Source organism: Lentibacter algarum (genome assembly GCF_018860975.1).
In the GTDB taxonomy this organism is placed as follows: domain Bacteria; phylum Pseudomonadota; class Alphaproteobacteria; order Rhodobacterales; family Rhodobacteraceae; genus Lentibacter; species Lentibacter algarum_A.
Map to the genome: position 1 here is coordinate 96468 of NZ_JAHKQI010000008.1, position 16330 is coordinate 112797.

The 16330-nt window shown below is 56.1% G+C and carries 17 protein-coding genes; 6 read left to right on the forward strand and 11 right to left on the reverse strand.

Features of this window, described 5'->3' with window-relative positions:
* Nucleotides 1–97: 97 nt before the first annotated feature.
* The 5 genes from KO498_RS09815 (at nt 98) to KO498_RS09835 (ending at nt 3520) form a co-directional block, all read left to right on the forward strand.
* On the forward strand, nt 98–724 hold the full coding sequence (locus KO498_RS09815; protein ID WP_215959727.1) for an ATP-dependent Clp protease proteolytic subunit: 627 nt from the start codon (nt 98–100) through the stop codon (nt 722–724).
* A 121-nt stretch (nt 725–845) separates the two neighbouring features.
* Complete coding sequence (gene clpX / locus KO498_RS09820; protein ID WP_215959728.1) at nt 846–2111, forward strand: ATP-dependent Clp protease ATP-binding subunit ClpX; 1266 nt, start codon at nt 846–848, stop codon at nt 2109–2111.
* A 208-nt stretch (nt 2112–2319) separates the two neighbouring features.
* Nucleotides 2320–2703, forward strand: a complete 384-nt coding sequence (locus KO498_RS09825; RefSeq protein ID WP_215959729.1) for an NADH:ubiquinone oxidoreductase subunit NDUFA12 — start codon at nt 2320–2322, stop codon at nt 2701–2703.
* Nucleotides 2704–2720: 17 nt separating this feature from the next.
* Entirely contained in the window at nt 2721–3170 is a 450-nt protein-coding gene (mlaD, locus tag KO498_RS09830; protein ID WP_215959730.1) for an outer membrane lipid asymmetry maintenance protein MlaD, read from the forward strand.
* A 23-nt stretch (nt 3171–3193) separates the two neighbouring features.
* The gene (locus tag KO498_RS09835; protein ID WP_252731378.1) at nt 3194–3520 is read left to right on the forward strand and encodes a DUF2155 domain-containing protein; all 327 of its coding nucleotides are present in this window, start codon (nt 3194–3196) and stop codon (nt 3518–3520) included.
* On the opposite strand, the gene aat is transcribed toward KO498_RS09835, so the two are convergent.
* From aat to KO498_RS09855, 4 genes are all read right to left on the reverse strand, one after another.
* Nucleotides 3484–4119 carry a leucyl/phenylalanyl-tRNA--protein transferase gene (aat, locus tag KO498_RS09840; protein ID WP_215959732.1) on the reverse strand — a complete coding sequence of 212 codons (636 nt, stop codon included), beginning with the start codon at nt 4117–4119 and terminating at the stop codon, nt 3484–3486. The genes KO498_RS09835 and aat overlap by 37 nt on opposite strands.
* 3 nt (nt 4120–4122) lie before the next feature.
* Nucleotides 4123–5478: an acetyl-CoA carboxylase biotin carboxylase subunit gene (accC, locus tag KO498_RS09845; RefSeq protein ID WP_215959733.1), complete on the reverse strand. Its 1356-nt coding sequence runs from the start codon at nt 5476–5478 to the stop codon at nt 4123–4125.
* A gap of 9 nt (nt 5479–5487) precedes the next feature.
* Nucleotides 5488–5985, reverse strand: coding sequence for an acetyl-CoA carboxylase biotin carboxyl carrier protein (gene accB, locus KO498_RS09850; RefSeq protein WP_215959734.1), 498 nt, complete (start codon nt 5983–5985; stop codon nt 5488–5490).
* 134 nt (nt 5986–6119) lie between these two features.
* A complete protein-coding gene (locus KO498_RS09855) occupies nt 6120–6671 on the reverse strand; it encodes a LuxR C-terminal-related transcriptional regulator (RefSeq protein WP_215959735.1) in 552 nt (183 codons plus the stop codon).
* A 104-nt stretch (nt 6672–6775) separates the two neighbouring features.
* On the opposite strand from KO498_RS09855, the gene KO498_RS09860 reads away from it, so the two are divergent.
* Nucleotides 6776–8320: an AMP-binding protein gene (locus tag KO498_RS09860; RefSeq protein WP_215959736.1), complete on the forward strand. Its 1545-nt coding sequence runs from the start codon at nt 6776–6778 to the stop codon at nt 8318–8320.
* A 3-nt stretch (nt 8321–8323) separates the two neighbouring features.
* Here the strand turns inward: KO498_RS09860 and KO498_RS09865 are convergent, their stop codons facing one another.
* The 7 genes from KO498_RS09865 to KO498_RS09895 form a co-directional block, all read right to left on the reverse strand.
* Entirely contained in the window at nt 8324–8629 is a 306-nt protein-coding gene (locus KO498_RS09865) for a hypothetical protein (RefSeq protein ID WP_215959737.1), read from the reverse strand.
* A 266-nt stretch (nt 8630–8895) separates the two neighbouring features.
* Nucleotides 8896–10842 (reverse strand): acetate--CoA ligase, encoded by a 1947-nt coding sequence (acs, locus tag KO498_RS09870; protein WP_215959738.1) that lies wholly within the window; start codon nt 10840–10842, stop codon nt 8896–8898.
* A gap of 63 nt (nt 10843–10905) precedes the next feature.
* Nucleotides 10906–11661 carry an ABC transporter ATP-binding protein gene (locus KO498_RS09875; RefSeq protein ID WP_215959739.1) on the reverse strand — a complete coding sequence of 252 codons (756 nt, stop codon included), beginning with the start codon at nt 11659–11661 and terminating at the stop codon, nt 10906–10908.
* An 11-nt stretch (nt 11662–11672) separates the two neighbouring features.
* Nucleotides 11673–12434: an ABC transporter ATP-binding protein gene (locus KO498_RS09880; RefSeq protein ID WP_215959740.1), complete on the reverse strand. Its 762-nt coding sequence runs from the start codon at nt 12432–12434 to the stop codon at nt 11673–11675.
* 12 nt (nt 12435–12446) lie between these two features.
* Nucleotides 12447–13667 carry a branched-chain amino acid ABC transporter permease gene (locus tag KO498_RS09885; protein ID WP_215959741.1) on the reverse strand — a complete coding sequence of 407 codons (1221 nt, stop codon included), beginning with the start codon at nt 13665–13667 and terminating at the stop codon, nt 12447–12449.
* A gap of 2 nt (nt 13668–13669) precedes the next feature.
* On the reverse strand, nt 13670–14701 hold the full coding sequence (locus tag KO498_RS09890) for a branched-chain amino acid ABC transporter permease (RefSeq protein ID WP_215959742.1): 1032 nt from the start codon (nt 14699–14701) through the stop codon (nt 13670–13672).
* Nucleotides 14702–14836: 135 nt separating this feature from the next.
* Nucleotides 14837–16180, reverse strand: a complete 1344-nt coding sequence (locus tag KO498_RS09895; protein WP_215959743.1) for a substrate-binding protein — start codon at nt 16178–16180, stop codon at nt 14837–14839.
* Between the last annotated feature and the right edge of the window lie 150 nt (nt 16181–16330).

The window sequence follows — 16330 nt, forward strand, 5'->3', positions numbered from 1 at the left end:
TTTCTTCGAGTGCTCTTGCAGCCCGTTGTGCGCAAGACTAAGACTCCATTAGGAAAGAGACGCTATAGTCTCCGAGATATTTTGAGGCAGGACGAGAATGACAGACCCGTTTGAGACATATATGAACACGCTTGTGCCAATGGTGGTTGAGCAAACCAGCCGTGGCGAACGCGCCTACGACATTTTCTCGCGCCTGCTTAAGGAGCGGATCATTTTCCTCAATGGACCTGTGCATGACGGCATGAGCAGCCTGATTGTGGCGCAGCTGCTGCACCTTGAGGCGGAAAACCCCGCAAAAGAGATCAGTATGTATATCAACTCGCCCGGTGGCGTGGTGACGAGCGGGCTGTCGATCTATGACACGATGCAATACATCAAACCCAAGGTCTCGACTTTGGTGATCGGGCAAGCGGCGAGCATGGGCTCGCTTTTGCTGACTGCCGGTGAACCGGGCATGCGCTTTTCCCTGCCGAACTCGCGGGTGATGGTCCACCAGCCGTCCGGCGGCTATCAGGGGCAGGCCTCTGACATCATGATTCACGCGGAAGAGACACTGAAACTCAAGCGCCGTTTGAACGAGATTTACGTGCGTCACACGGGGCAAAAGCTTGATGTTGTTGAAGCCGCGCTTGAGCGTGACAACTTTATGAGCCCGGAAGAAGCCAAAGACTGGGGTTTGATCGACGAGATCGTTGAGAACCGCGCTAAGGCTGACGAAGAGTAAGTGAGCGCGCGGTGTCCCGCCGCGCGTCAATTTGCGATTGTGGGTCGGCCAAGGCTGGCCTAAGCTAGACGAAACTACAGGCGGGAACACCTGCCTTGAGATGCCGGAAAGGGCGCGCAATATGTCGAACACTACAAGCGGCGACAGCAAGAACACGCTCTACTGTAGCTTCTGCGGCAAGAGCCAGCATGAAGTGCGCAAGCTGATTGCAGGGCCGACTGTGTTTATCTGTGATGAATGCGTTGAGCTGTGCATGGATATTATCCGTGAAGAAACCAAAGGCTCTTCGCTGAAATCAAGTGAAGGCGTGCCAACACCACAAGACATCTGCGAAGTGCTGGATGACTACGTGATCGGGCAGGCTATGGCCAAGCGCGTGCTGTCTGTGGCGGTTCACAACCACTACAAACGCCTCAATCACGCGCAAAAGGGCGGTGATATCGAGCTGGCGAAGTCCAATATCTTGCTGATGGGCCCGACGGGCTGCGGCAAAACCCTGCTTGCGCAAACGCTGGCGCGCATCCTTGATGTGCCGTTCACTATGGCCGATGCGACGACGCTTACCGAAGCTGGATATGTCGGTGAAGATGTTGAGAATATTATTCTGAAACTTCTGCAGTCGTCCGAGTATAATGTCGAGCGCGCGCAACGTGGCATTGTCTACATCGACGAGGTCGACAAGATCACTCGCAAATCCGAGAACCCTTCGATCACCCGTGATGTGAGCGGTGAAGGTGTGCAACAAGCGCTGCTGAAACTGATGGAAGGCACCGTTGCAAGCGTGCCGCCACAGGGCGGACGTAAGCACCCACAGCAAGAGTTTTTGCAGGTTGATACAACCAATATCCTGTTCATCTGCGGCGGTGCTTTTGCCGGTCTTGATAAGATCATCGCGCAACGCGGCAAGGGCTCGGCTATGGGCTTTGGCGCAGATGTGCGCGACAATGAGGCGCGCGGTATTGGTGAAGTGTTTAAAGACTTGGAGCCGGAAGACTTGCTCAAGTTCGGGCTTATCCCCGAATTTGTTGGCCGTCTGCCCGTGCTTGCCACGCTTGAAGACCTTGACGAAGACGCGCTTGTCACCATCCTGACCGAGCCGAAAAACGCGCTGGTGAAGCAGTATCAACGCCTGTTCGAGCTGGAAGATGCGCAGCTGAGCTTTACGGACGATGCGCTGATGGCGATCTCGCGCCGTGCGATTGAACGTAAAACAGGTGCACGTGGTTTGCGCTCGATCCTGGAAGAGATATTGCTCGACACAATGTTCGAGCTACCCGGCCTTGAAAACGTTGAAGAGGTTGTGGTCAACGAAGAGGCTGTTAACTCTGATAGCGCGCCGCTGATCATCTACGCCGATGCGACGAAAAAAGAAGGTGCGGCCAGCTAAGGTTTACCCCTCCGCAACAAAGAAGGGCTTCGGTGCGATTGCGCTGGAGCCCTTTCTTTTACGGGGATTTAACCCAAGGCTGTCTATCTTTTGGTCGGTGGCTTGTGCAATTCGGGAAGTTTGCGCGGTTTTTGGCAAATCGGACAAGCCAGTCTGGACGTTGTCGGCAAATTGCGCCATATCTGACGGGAAGAAAGCGGAGGCCGCGATGAGCATTCTGAAAAAAATTCTGCGTCTGTTCACTTGGTGGAACGGATCGACCATCAATACGCAGTTTTACACTTGGCGCAAAGGCACCAAAGTGGGTGAAGATGCGGCTGGTAATACATTTTTTGAAACCCGTGATGGCAAGCGCCGTTGGGTGATTTTCAACGGGGAGGCCGAAGCAAGCCGAGTTGATCCTGATTGGCACGGATGGCTGCACCACACATTCAAAGAGCCGCCAACCGAGCGGCCTTTGCCTCACAAGGTTTGGGAAAAGCCGCATCAGGAGAACCTGACAGGCACGGCTCTGGCCTATGCACCTGCGGGCTCGCTGCGGCGTGTTTCCCCGAAAAAACAGTCTGATTATGAGGCTTGGGCGCCTGAATAGGTTGCCGGAGAAACGGTATGTCTGAAAACACCACAGAAGTTCTGGTAGGCGGGGCGGTCTTGGCTGCTGCGATCGGGTTTGTGCTCTACACGGGGCAGGCTGCGGGCTTTGCCATGCAATCAGGCGGCTACCCTTTGAGCGCTTCGTTCCGCTCGCTTGAGGGGGTGAGCGTCGGAACCGATGTGCGCTTGGCCGGTGTCAAAGTCGGCACGGTAAGTGACGTGTCGCTAAACCAGGAGACGTTTCGGGCAGACACGGTTTTGAGCTTGCAAAGCGGCATTCAGGTGCCTGATGACAGCGCGGTTGTGGTCAGCCAAGAAGGCTTGTTGGGCGGCAATTTTGTCGAGATCGTTCCAGGTGGTTCTCCGTTCTTTTATGCTGAAGGAGACGAAGTGCTCGACACCCAAGGCTCGGTTTCACTGATCTCGCTGTTGCTTAAGTTTGTCGCTGGAGACAGTGGCGAATGATACGTTTTGTATGTGTTTTCTGTATGTTAGCCGGTAGTGTTGGCGCAGAAAGCGTAACCGTTGGTACCGGAGCTGTTTTGCGCGGCCTTGATAAAGTCAGCGGCAAGACAACGGATATCGAGCTCGCGAATGGCACGACGACGGAGTATGGCCGTCTGGTGATCTCGCTGGGCGAGTGCCGCTACCCTGAGGGCAACGCTTCTGGCGATGCTTACGCGTTTTTGACTGTTCGAGACAAGGGCGCTACAGAAAATGCGTTTTCAGGCTGGATGGTCGCTTCGGCACCATCTCTGAATGCGCTGGATCACTCGCGCTATGACGTTTGGGTCACGCGTTGCAAAACCAAATGAGCATCTAGCTCTAACGGTGTTTGCAAAAATTTTCCTTCAATTCCAAGAGCTTCCGAGAGTTGACTGCGGTATGCTGCGCGGCTGATTTCTATGCCGCCGAGGCTGGCCAGATGCGGCGTTAGGAACTGGGTGTCAAAGAGTGTAAAGCCAGCACGGCTGAGGTGATCGACCAGATGCGCCAGCGCCAGCTTTGAGCCTCCGGTGCGGGCTGAAAACATGCTTTCCCCAAAAAACGCAGCGCCGAGAGAAACACCGTAAGTGCCACCGATGAGCTGCTGATCCTGGTAGATTTCAAAGGAATGTGCGAAGCCGAGCAGGTGTAACTCGGTGTATAAATCAAAGATTTCGGCGTTGATCCATGTTTCGTCTCGCGCGGCACAGGCCTGCACGACAGATCGAAAATCCTGATTTATAGCAGGTAGATACTCGCGTTTCCTCATCTGCTTTGCGAGGCTGCGCGAGATGTGAAAACCGCCAAGAGGCATAACGCCGCGCTCGCGTGGGTCAACCCAGAATACCTCGGGGTCGTTGCGGCCCTCGGACATCGGAAAGATGCCCGAGGCATAGGCGTTCAGAACAATTTCTGGCGTCAGGCTCATGCCTTACGCTTGGCTTTCGAGGTTCTCTTCAAGCCACTTTTCAAGCCAGTGAATGTTGTAGCCGCCGGAGTGGATGTCTTCTTCTTGCAGCAGCGCGTGAAAGAGCGGGATCGTGGTGTCGATTCCGTCAACGATCAACTCACCGAGTGCGCGATTGAGACGTGCCAAAGCTTCGGGGCGATCGCGGCCATGCACGATAAGCTTGCCGATCAAGCTGTCGTAGTAAGGCGGGATAGAATAGCCATCGTAGAGCGCGCTGTCCATGCGAACACCGAGGCCGCCGGGGGCGTGAAACTGCGAAATTTTGCCCGGGCAGGGCGTGAAGTCCGGTAGCTTTTCAGCATTGATACGCACTTCAATTGCGTGGCCGTTGATCTCCAGATCATCTTGGGTGAAAGACATCGGCAAGCCTTCAGCGACGCGGATCTGTTCGCGCACGAGATCAACGCCGAAGATTGCTTCGGTGACGGGGTGCTCAACTTGCAGGCGGGTGTTCATCTCGATGAAATAGAACTCTCCGTTTTCATAGAGAAACTCGATGGTTCCCGCGCCGATGTAGTTGATGTCAGCGCAGGCGTCAGCGCAGACTTTGCCGATAGCGGCGCGCTCTTTGGCCGTGATCGTCGGGCCGGGGGCCTCTTCAAACACTTTTTGGTGGCGCCGCTGCAAAGAGCAGTCACGTTCGCCCAGGTGCACGGCCTTGCCTTTACCGTCACCGAACACCTGAATTTCGATGTGGCGCGGTGTCGTCAGGTATTTTTCGATGTAGACTTCGTCATTGCCGAAGTTTGACTTGCCCTCGGCGCGTGCGGTTTGGAAAGCGCTTGGCATATCGGCCGCTGTCTCTGCGACTTTCATACCTTTGCCGCCACCTCCGGCTGTGGCCTTGATGATCACCGGATAGCCCATTTCCGCGCCGATGCGCTCGGCTTCTTCCAGGGTATCAACACCACCATCGGAACCGGGAACAACCGGAACACCGAGTTTGATCATGGTTTCTTTGGCGGTGATCTTGTCTCCCATGACACGAATGTGCTCGGCTGTCGGGCCGATAAATGTCAGGTCGTGGTCTTCGATGATCTGCACAAAGTTGGCATTTTCCGAAAGGAAGCCATAGCCGGGGTGGATAGCTTGCGCTCCGGTGATTTCGCAGGCAGCGATAATTGCGGGGATGCTGAGATAGCTCTCGGTGCCTGAGGGTGGGCCGATGCAAACGCTTTCGTCGGCCATGCGCACATGCATGGCGTCGCTGTCGGCGGTTGAGTGAACGGCGACGCTCTTGATACCCATTTCACGGCAGGCGCGGATCACCCGAAGGGCGATTTCGCCACGGTTGGCGATGAGGACTTTTTCTATCATATCAGAACCTTACTCGATGATGACGAGTGGTGCGCCAAACTCGACGACGCCGCCATCCTCAACAAGGATGCGCTTGATAGTGCCGGACTTGGGCGCTGGTATGTGGTTCATGGTTTTCATCGCTTCGACGATCAGCAAGGTGTCGCCCTCAGAGACTTGCGCGCCGACGCTGATAAAGGCGGGGGCGCTTGGCTCGGGTTGCAGGTAGACCGTGCCGACCATCGGAGAATTGACGGCACCCGGATGCGAGGCAGGGTCGGCGGCGGCGGCTTCGGCAGGTGCGGCTGCGGCGGCTGGTGCGGCGGCTGCCGGGGCTGCTGCGGCGATGGCTGGCGTAGCTGCAACTTGCACAACTTCGTTCCGGCGGCTGACGCGGACATTGAGGCTGTCGTTTTCGCCATAGTCACGCTTGACGTTCAGCTCTGTCAGGTCATTTTCGTTGAGAAGCTGCGCGAGTGCTTCAATAAAGGCTACGTCGCTTGCGTAGGTGCCGGCTTTTTTTGTCATTTTGTCCTCGGTTACTTATGCTTGACGGTAGGTCAGCGTTTGGAACTTTGTAACCCAACTCTGAGCGCGTGAAAAGCCGCATCTCTGCTCAAGGAAATGCCGGTTACAGACATGAAACGAGGGGCGAGCGCGCGTTATAGCGGCATTCCCGAGAGTTTTGCCACCAGTTCGGCTAGTTTGCGGGCGCCGAATTTCTGCTGCAAGCGGGCGCGATAAACTTCGATCGTGCGGTAACTGAGCCCGAGCTCACGGCCAATTTCCTTGCTGGTAAGGCCACGACAGGTGAAAATTGCCACGTCGCGCTCTCGCTGGCTGAGGCTGACAACGGGGCGCTCTTCAGAGAGGTCAGAAAAGCTCCAGATGCCTTGTGCAAAAGGGCTCTCGGGCGTCAGTGAATTGCCACGCACCCGGCACCAGAACAGCGAGCTGTCGCGCCGTCGCATGATGCGCTCGTCGGAATAACGGCCGGTTTTACGCATTGCCGCGAGGCCGCGCTCACCTGTGCGCTCGTAGTCTTCCTGCGAGGCATAGAGGTGTTGCAAGGGCAGATCGATGTACTCGGCGGGCGTGCCGCCAAACACCTGAGCGAACTGCATGTTGCAACGCTTGATCACCCGGTTTTCGAGGATCACGAGGCCAACGGGCGCGTGGGCAAAACCCAGATCGGAGAGAGTGTCTTGTGACATGACCACAAAATGACGGCTTTTGGAGGGCGCTGCAAGGGTGCCGTATTTCTACGGATTGCGCGGCGGGGCACTGGCGTGTTTTGGTGAATTCAGGGAGATTTCAAATGAACATAGCTGAGTATTTACACCGCACCGCACAGGTGAAAGGCGCTGAGGGTGCTTTGTTTTCGGGGCATGAATGCGTTGCATCCTATGCCAGCTTTGCTGCGCAGGCAGGCGCTGTCGGGGCGTGGCTGTTGGCAAGGGGTGTGACGGCCGGCCAGCCCGTGGCTATTTTTATGAAGAACAGGCCTGAGTATCTGATTGTGCAATACGGCATCTGGATGATCGGAGCGGTTGCTGTTCCGATCAACGCGAAGCTACACGGGCGCGAAGCGGCGTGGGTTGTCGAAAACGCACAAGCGAAGCTGACTTTTGTTTCTGATGCGCTCGGCAGTGATCTAGGCAGTGATCTAGGCAGTGCGCTTGCTGAGGCAGGCTGTGAGTCCGAGCTTGTTGTGGTCGGCGGCGCCGCGTTTGACGAGGCCTTACAGACAGCACCTCTGCCAAGGCCTGTGAGCTGTGACAGCGATGATCTGGCTTGGCTGTTCTATACTTCGGGCACAACAGGGCGGCCCAAAGGGGTGATGATAAGCCATCGGATGTTGCGGGCTATGGCCCTGTGTTACTTTGCCGATGTTGATCAGGTTTCAGCCAATGACGCAGCGCTTTACGCTGCCCCCGCCAGTCACGGCGCAGGGATCTATAACATTATGCATGTGATGGCAGGGGCGCGGCACGTCTTCCCGCTTTCTGGCGGGTTTGACGAGGCCGAAGTCTTTGATCTGGCGCGCAGTTTTGGCTCGGCACATATGTTTGCTGCGCCAACAATGGTGAAGCGGTTGACGCAGGCAGCCAAGGCCGCAGGCGAGAGCGGCGAGGGCTTGCGCACCGTGGTTTATGCGGGCGGGCCGATGTATACGGCCGATATCATCGAAGCCGAGGCGCATTTTGGGCCGGTGTTTGTGCAGATTTACGGGCAGGGCGAGTGTCCGATGGGCATCACTGCGCTAAGCCGGGCCGATGTGAGTGACCGCAGCCACCCGCGTTGGCGCGAGCGTCTCGGCAGTGTCGGGCGCGCGCAGTCGGCTGTAGAGGTGATTGTCGCGGATGAGCAGGGCCATGAGCTGCCAGCAGGGAATGTCGGAGAGATCATGGTGCGCGGTGATATCGTGATGTCGGGGTACTGGAACAATGCCGAGGCGAGCGCAAAAACATTGCGCGACGGGTGGTTGCTGACAGGTGATATGGGCAGCATGGACGCTGACGGCTATGTCACGATGCACGATCGCAGCAAGGATATGATCATCACCGGTGGCTCGAATGTCTACCCGCGGGAAGTTGAGGAAGTGTTGCTTGAACTGGCTGATGTGGAAGAGGCCAGCGTTGTTGGCCGTGCGCATCCCGAGTGGGGGGAAGATGTGGTTGCTTTCGTAGTCATGCGGGCTGGCTCTGTGCTTGACGCGGCAGCGCTTGATGCTCATTGCCTGAGCAACATTGCCCGTTTCAAACGCCCGAAAGACTACATCGCGCTTGAGGCCTTGCCGAAGAATAATTACGGCAAGGTGCTCAAGACGGAGCTGCGCAAGAAATTGAAAACGCGTGCTTAAACACTATTCGTTCATTTGTTCTTGCACATCATCGAGTTCTTGTTGGAGGCGCATTTCTGTTAGGTAAGCTGCCGTGAGCCCGCCGTAGCTGTTGTGCAGTGCGGTGCGATGTGTGATCGGCAGGCTGCTGTTTTGCGAACTTCGGCTTTCCATCATCAGGCGTGCAGAATCCATAGCGCTTGATTGCGCCACTGCTTGCTGTGTTTCGGTCTTAACCTGCGGCGTTGGGCTTATGGCCACCCGCTCTTGCAGGGCGAGCGATGTGGCCGACGCGATGCGGGGACCGCTTAGAGAATCGATAGATGACATTGTCTTTGGCTCCGGTCTTGGAGCCCCCACCGTTGACTAGATTGCGCGGCAAACCTTACCAGTGAGTTAAGAAACCGAGGTTGAGACAAGTTGTAGAGGTTTTGAAGCCGGTGCTTGCAGCATAGTATTTCCTTCAATGCATGTGGATGAAAACAGGGCCCTGGTGACAAACAATTTGTGTTGACCTGCTTCCAAGCATTTGTTTGCAAACAAAAAAAGAGCGCTCGAAAGCGCCCTTGAGGTTGGTTTAGGTCGGATTTAAGCGCTTAGGCTTTGTTCATCCGGTTCTCTATCAGCTCATCAACGACGGCAGGCTCAGCCAATGTCGAGATGTCGCCAAGCGCGCCATAGTCGTTCTCGGCGATTTTGCGCAGGATGCGGCGCATGATCTTGCCAGAGCGGGTTTTCGGCAGGCCGGGTGCCCATTGCAGCATGTCGGGCGAAGCGATCGGGCCGATCTCGGTGCGCACCCAAGTGCGCAGTTCTTTGCGCAATTCCTCGGTTGGCTCGACGTCGTTCATCAGCGTGACGTAGCAATAGATGCCTTGGCCTTTGATGTCGTGTGGGTAGCCAACCACGGCGGCTTCGGCCACGGCAGCGTGGGCGACGAGGGCGCTTTCAACTTCGGCGGTGCCCATACGGTGACCGGAAACATTGATCACGTCGTCAACGCGACCGGTGATCCAGTAGTCGCCGTCTTCGTCGCGTTTGCATCCGTCGCCTGCGAAGTAATAACCTTTATAATCGGAGAAGTAGGTCTTCTCGAAACGCTCGTGGTCGCCCCAGACGGTGCGCATTTGACCAGGCCAGCTGGCCTTCATGCAGAGCACGCCCTCAACAGGGTAGGTGTGGATTTCCTCGCCGGACGTTGGCTCTAGCACCACGGGCTGCACACCAAAGAAGGGTTTCATTGCCGAGCCGGGCTTGGTTGCGTGGGCGCCGGGCAGGGGCGTCATCATGTGGCCGCCTGTTTCGGTCTGCCACCATGTGTCAACGATCGGGCATTTGCCGTTGCCGACCTTGTCGTTGTACCAGTTCCAGGCTTCAGGGTTGATCGGCTCGCCAACTGTGCCGAGCACCTTGAGGCTGCTGAGGTCGTGGCCTTCAACAAAGCTGTCGCCTTGGCCCATGAGGGCGCGCAGAGCTGTGGGCGCGGTGTAAAACTGGTTAACTTTGTGCTTTTCACAAACCTGCCAGAAGCGTGATGCATCCGGGTAGGTTGGCGTGCCTTCAAACATGAGTGTCGTCGCGCCGTTGGCGAGCGGGCCGTAGACGATATAGCTGTGACCAGTGACCCAGCCAACATCGGCGGTGCACCAGAATACGTCGCCATCGTGGTAATCGAAAGTGAGCTCCTGGGTCATCGCAGCATAGACGAGATAACCGCCGGAGCTGTGCACAACGCCTTTTGGCTGGCCTGTTGAACCTGAAGTGTAGAGGATGAACAGCGGGTCTTCGGCGTTCATTTCCTCAGGGGGGCAGTCGGCCGAGACTTTCTCGATTTCTTCGTGATACCAGAAGTCGAGATCGCCGCGCCAAGCGACTTGCTCGCCGGTGCGCTTGACCACAAGGCATTTCACTTCATCGAAATCATTCAGCAGCGCTTGGTTGACGTTGTCTTTAAGCTTGGTGGTACGGCCGCCGCGCGGTGCGTGATCGGCTGTGATCACCAGCTTGGCGTGGCACCCGTTAACCCGTGCGCCGAGGGCGTCAGGGCTAAAGCCAGCGAAGACGATCGAGTGTATGGCACCAATGCGTGCGCAGGCCAACATGGCGTAAGCGGCTTCAGGGATCATCGGCATATAGAGCACAACACGGTCGCCCTTACCAACGCCCAGAGACTTGATAACATTGGCCATTTTACTGACGTTGTGGTGCAGCTCTTTATAGGTGATGTGCTGGGCTGGCTCGTCGGGGCTGTCGGGCTCAAACAGGATCGCGGTTTGGTCACCGCGTGTTTCGAGGTGACGGTCAATGCAGTTTGCCGAGACATTCAGCGTGCCGTCTTCAAACCACTTGATGCTGACGTTGCCAGGCTCATAAGAGACATTGCTGACCTTGGTAAAAGGTTTGATCCAGTCAATGCGCTTGCCGTGTTCGGCCCAGAAGGCGTCAGGGTCTTTGACTGAGGCAGCATACATCTCGTCATACTTCGCTGCGTCGATGTGAGCGTTTTTGATCATTTCGGCGGAGGGGGGGTATGTTTCTGACATGATGCTTCCCAGTATGCTTCTCGGTTTGGTTTAGACGTGGTTCGTAGACTGCGGCAGACCTGCCTAGATAGCAAGATACTCTGCGCGCAGCTCTTCGTTCTCGAGCACTTCGGCGGCGCTACCGTCAAATACGATGCCGCCAGTGTCAAGGATCACGGCGCGGTCGGCAAGGGCCAGAGCACGCACAGCGTTTTGCTCAACGAGGATCGTGGTGATGCCTTGGGCTTTGATGATGCGCAGGGTTTTTTCGATCTCGTCAACGATGACAGGCGCGAGGCCTTCATATGGCTCGTCAAGCAACAGCACTTTGATGTCACGCGCCAAAGCACGTGCGATTGCCAGCATTTGTTGCTCGCCGCCCGAAAGGGTGATGCCCTCTTGCTTGCGACGCTCGCCAAGGCGCGGGAAAAGCTCGTAAAGACGCTCGATTGACCAGCCGATAGGCGGGGCGATTTGCGCCAGTTGCAGGTTTTCTTCAACCGTTAGGCCGGCGATGATCGAGCGGTCTTCCGGCACAAGGCCGATACCGAGTTGCGCCGCTTCATAGCTTGATTTGTCGTGCAAAGACACGTGATCAAGCCAGATCTCGCCATGTGTGACTTGTGGGTCATCCATGCGTGCAATCGAGCGCAATGTCGATGTTTTACCAGCGCCGTTGCGCCCCAGAAGCGCGAGGATCTCGCCTTCGTGGACGTTAAAGCTGATGTTTTGGACAATGTAACTCTCGCCATAGTAGCTCTCCATTTCCCAGATCGAGAGGAAGGCGGGGGCGTTTGCAGCGAGGTTTTTGCCGTGTGAGGCGTCGGGTTTCGTGTTCATGTGAATATTCCTTACGCCGCTGCGGTTTCGCCAAGGTAGGCTTCGCGCACTTTGGGGTGGCCTTTGATGTTCTCTGGGTCGTCCTCAACCAGTGGCGTGCCTTGGGCAAGCACTGTGATGCGGTCGGCCAGCGAGAAGACAACATGCATGTCGTGCTCGATGATGGCGATGGTGATATCGCGCTCGTCTTTGATCTGTTTGAGCAGGTCGATAGTGTTGTTGGTATCGGCGCGGGCCATACCGGCTGTCGGCTCGTCAAGCAGCAGCAAGCGTGGTTCCTGTGACAGGCACATGCCAATCTCAAGGCGGCGTTTGTCACCACGTGACATCGACGCTGCATGCATCTCGCGTTTGTCGGCCATATTCATGTCTTCCAGCATGTGCTCGGCATGCTCGACGATCTCTTTTTCGGCGAACATGTTTTCAAATGCATGCATGCGGAAAGCGCCGTCTCGCTTGGCGAAGATCGGGATCATCATGTTTTCCAGAACTGAAAGATCACCAAATATTTCAGGGGTTTGGAAGACGCGGCTAATGCCCATCTGGTTGATCTCGTAGGGTGTGCGGCCCAGAACAGACTGCCCGTCAAACATCACCGATCCGGTGTCAGGCATGAGCTTGCCAACAAAGCAGTTGAGCAGAGTTGACTTGCCCGCGCCGTTCGGGCCGATGATTGCGTGGCAAGTGTTTTCCTTCACATCCAACTCGACTTTGTTAAGAGCCTGCAGCCCGCCAAAGCGTTTGCCGACGTTTTTGACTTCAAGAATACCCATTAAAGTCTCTCCTTATTCTGCAGGGGTTTGAGTTGCTGGCGGGGTGGCTTGTCCGTCTTTCTTGCGAGAGAACAGCTTGGCGATGCGTTGACCGCCTTGCACAAGTCCACCGGGCAAGAAGATGATCACCAGCATGAACATGATGCCAAGCGTCAGATGCCAGCCTTTGCCAACGAAGTAATGCAAGAAACCAACCAGCAGGTTTTCAAGGCCGTCGGGCAGAAAGCTGAGCCATGTGTGCAGGATATCGTCATTGATCTTGCTGAGGATATTCTTGAAATACTCGTTGAAGCCCGCACCGACGACAGGGCCGATAAGTGTGCCGACACCGCCGAGAATCGCCATGATCACGATCTCGCCCGAGGCTGTCCAGTGCATACGCTCGGCGCCTGCGAGAGGGTCCATCGAGCTGAGCAATCCGCCTGCGAGGCCAGCGTAGATGCCGGAGATCACAAAGGCTGCGAGAACATAAGGCCGCGTATTGAGGCCGGTGTAGTTCATCCGCTGCTGGTTTGACTTAACAGCCCGCAGCATCATCCCGAAAGGGGAGCGGAAGATGCGGATGCTGATATAGAAGCTGATCAGCATGATGATCGCGCTGAAGTAGTAGCCGACATTGAAAGTGAACAGCCAGCTGCCAGCTTCCCACTGATAGCTTGAACGCATGGCTGCACCGAACAGGTTTGTCACTGGCAGTGCGCCATCGGTTGTGGCACTGCCCAGAATACGCGGGTCGTTCAGCGACAGTTGCAGGCCGGTTTCACCATTGGTGAGGTTGAAGTTTGACGACGGATTGCCGAGCACCGAGTAGGCGAGGTTGTAGCACATCTGTGCGATCGCCAGTGTCAGGATCGAGAAGTAGATGCCCGAGCGACGCAAGCTCACGTAGCCGATCAGGAGCGCAAACACCCCCGAGACGATCATTGAGAGCAGGATTGCCGGCAACACGTTCATGCCGACAAGCTTGAACATCCAAACCGCAGAGTAGGAGCCAATGCCAAGGAAGGCAGCGTGCCCGAAGCTGAGGTAGCCGGTGAGGCCGAAGAGGATGTTGAAGCCGATCACCAGAATGCCGAAGATCACGAAGCGCTGCATCAAGTCGGGGTAGCCCGCGTTGAACATCTGCGCCAGTGAGCTGCCTTCGGGGAAGGGGTTAAGGATGAACGGAGCCAGCATAGCCATGCCGATCACGATCAGGAAAAGTGTGGTGTCTTTTTTGTTCAGTCCGAGCATGGTTATTCCTCCATCACGCCTTTTTTGCCCATCAAGCCGCGTGGACGTGTGAGAATGATAATGATGGCGACCAAGTAGATGATGATTTGGTCAATGCCAGGGATGATTGCTTTGATCTGGTTCATTGAAGCGAAGGCCTCAAGGATGCCGAGCATAAAGCCCGCGAGAACCGCACCGGGCAGTGAGCCCATGCCGCCGACAACAACCACAACGAAGCTGAGCACCAGAAAGTCCATGCCCATATGGTAGTTTGGCGAGTTGATCGGTGCATACATGACGCCAGCAAGGCCAGCGACAGCCGCCGCAATGCCGAACATGATGGTGAAGCGCTTGTCGATGTTGATGCCCAGGAGGCCAACTGTCTCGCGGTCGGCCATTCCGGCGCGCACGACCATACCGAAGGTTGTGAACCGCAGGAAGGCAAAGACAGCGCCGATGATGACTGCCGAGAAGGCGAAGTAAACCATGCGCCAGTAAGGGTAGATGATCGCGTTGGGATCAAACCCGAGCAGCACGCCGAAGTCGAAGCTACCGCGGAAAACCGCAGGAGCAGGTGTCGGGATCGGGTTGGCACCGTAGAAGGCTTTGATCACTTCCTGCAAAACAATGGCGAGGCCGAAAGTCACAAGGATCTGGTCTGCATGCGGGCGCTTGTAGAAGTGCTTGATCAGCCCGCGTTCCATGATGAAGCCAACGCCGATCATGATCGGGATGGAGAACAGGATCGCCAGTGGCACAGCCCAGTCTATAAGCGCGGCGCCTGTGGCCTCTCCGAACCAGCTCTCGACATAGGGCGTCGCCACTTTGAGCGGTTTGCCGAGAAAGTCGGTTTTTGTGGGGTCTTCCACAACGCTGCTCAGCGTCAGGATCTTTTTGAGCGTTACCGCGCAGAAAGCCCCGATCATAAACAGTGCGCCGTGGGCGAAGTTAACAACGCCGAGCGTGCCGAAAATGAGCGTCAGGCCAAGCGCGATAAGCGCGTAAGCCGAGCCTTTGTCGAGCCCATTAAGAATTTGCAGGATGATTGAGTCCATCGTCCCCACCTTGGATTAGATGTGATAAGAGCGTCACGGCAAGCTGCCGAGTGTCTTTTTGAAAATGTGAGTTGGCGTCTTGGAAAGTGTCGGGGCGCAAATGTGTTACGCGCCCCGACTTTTGCTGCCGGCCTATTAACCCGCGTTACATGAGCCCAGTGCACCGCCCGCAAACATCGGGTGGTCGGGTGCATATGTAACTTGCTCTGTTGGCGTAACTTCCACAACTTCCAGAAGGTCAAATTCTGAAGTCGGGTTTTCTTTCCCGCGCACAACCAGAACATCTTTGAAGCACTGGTGGTCGTCTGCACGGTAGAGTGTTTTGCCGTTGCCGAGGCCGTCAAACTCATAGCCTTCAAGCGCTTCAGCAATGCCGCACGGGTTGAACGTGCCTGCACGCTCGGCCGCATCAGCATAAAGCAGTGTCTGGCAGTAAGTTGTGTGCGCCGCCTGTGAAGGAGGGAAGCCGTACTTTTCACCGAACGACTTAACGAATGCTGCTGAGCCTTCGTCTGTCAGTGACCAGTGCCAGTTTGTCGAGCCGTGGATGCCCTTAACGTTTTCGCCAGCACCCTTGGCCATCAGGCGTGAGTAGAGCGGAACAACGATTTCAAACTGCTTGCCGTTGACCATCTTGTCACGCAGGCCGAACTGAACCGCGTTGGTGAGCGAGTTCACCATGTTGCCGCCGTAGTGGTTGAGAACCAGAACATCGGCACCGGAGTTCAGAACCGGAGCAATATATGACGAGAAGTCGGTCGCAGCCAAAGGCGTGCGCACTTTGTTAACTGTGTTCCAGCCCATTGCTTCTGTCGCTGCGGCGATGCTTTCTTCCTGTGTCCAGCCCCATGTGTAGTCGGCTGTCAGGTGGTAAGCGTTGCGGTCTGTGCCGTAGAGGTTCTTGAGAACCGGTGCCAGAGCAGCCGCTGACATGTAACCGTTAAAGAAGTGACGGAAGCCGTTGGCTTTCTTGTCTTTTCCGGTTGTGTCGTTCGAGTGCGTGAGACCGGCCATGAAGATAACGCCGGCTTCCTGGCAGAGGCCTTGAACGGCAACCGCAACACCCGAAGAAGAGCCGCCGGTGATCATGATGGCGCCGTCTTTTTCGATCATTGACTTGGCAGAAGCGCGGGCGGCGTCTGACTTTGTCTGCGTGTCGCCCGTGACATACTCGACTTTCTTGCCAAGGATGCCGTTGCCCTTGAGGGCTTTTGACGAGAACGTGTTCATCATGCCGCCATCGCCGCCACCGTTGAGGTGCTCGACTGCCAGTTCGTAGGCGCGCAACTCGTCAGCGCCTTCGTCAGCGTAGGGGCCGGTTTGCGGAACGTTAAAGCCAAGCGTAACTGACGCGCCTGTCGGCTCGTTCATATATGCTGCGGCTGAAGACGCGGTGAAGATCGTTGGTAGTGCTACACCAGCGCCAACCATAGCGCTTGATTTGAGCATACCACGACGTGTGAAGTTCGATGTGGACATAGAAATCCTCCCTTTTTTTGAAAGTGGGGAAGAGCCTCCTCCTGCGCCGCCCCACGAGCACAATTGTGCAAACCCAGTATCGCGTCGAAGTAGAAAACCGATCAACAAGTAACTTTACACAAAGGAAAATTTTGTAAATAAATGAACTTG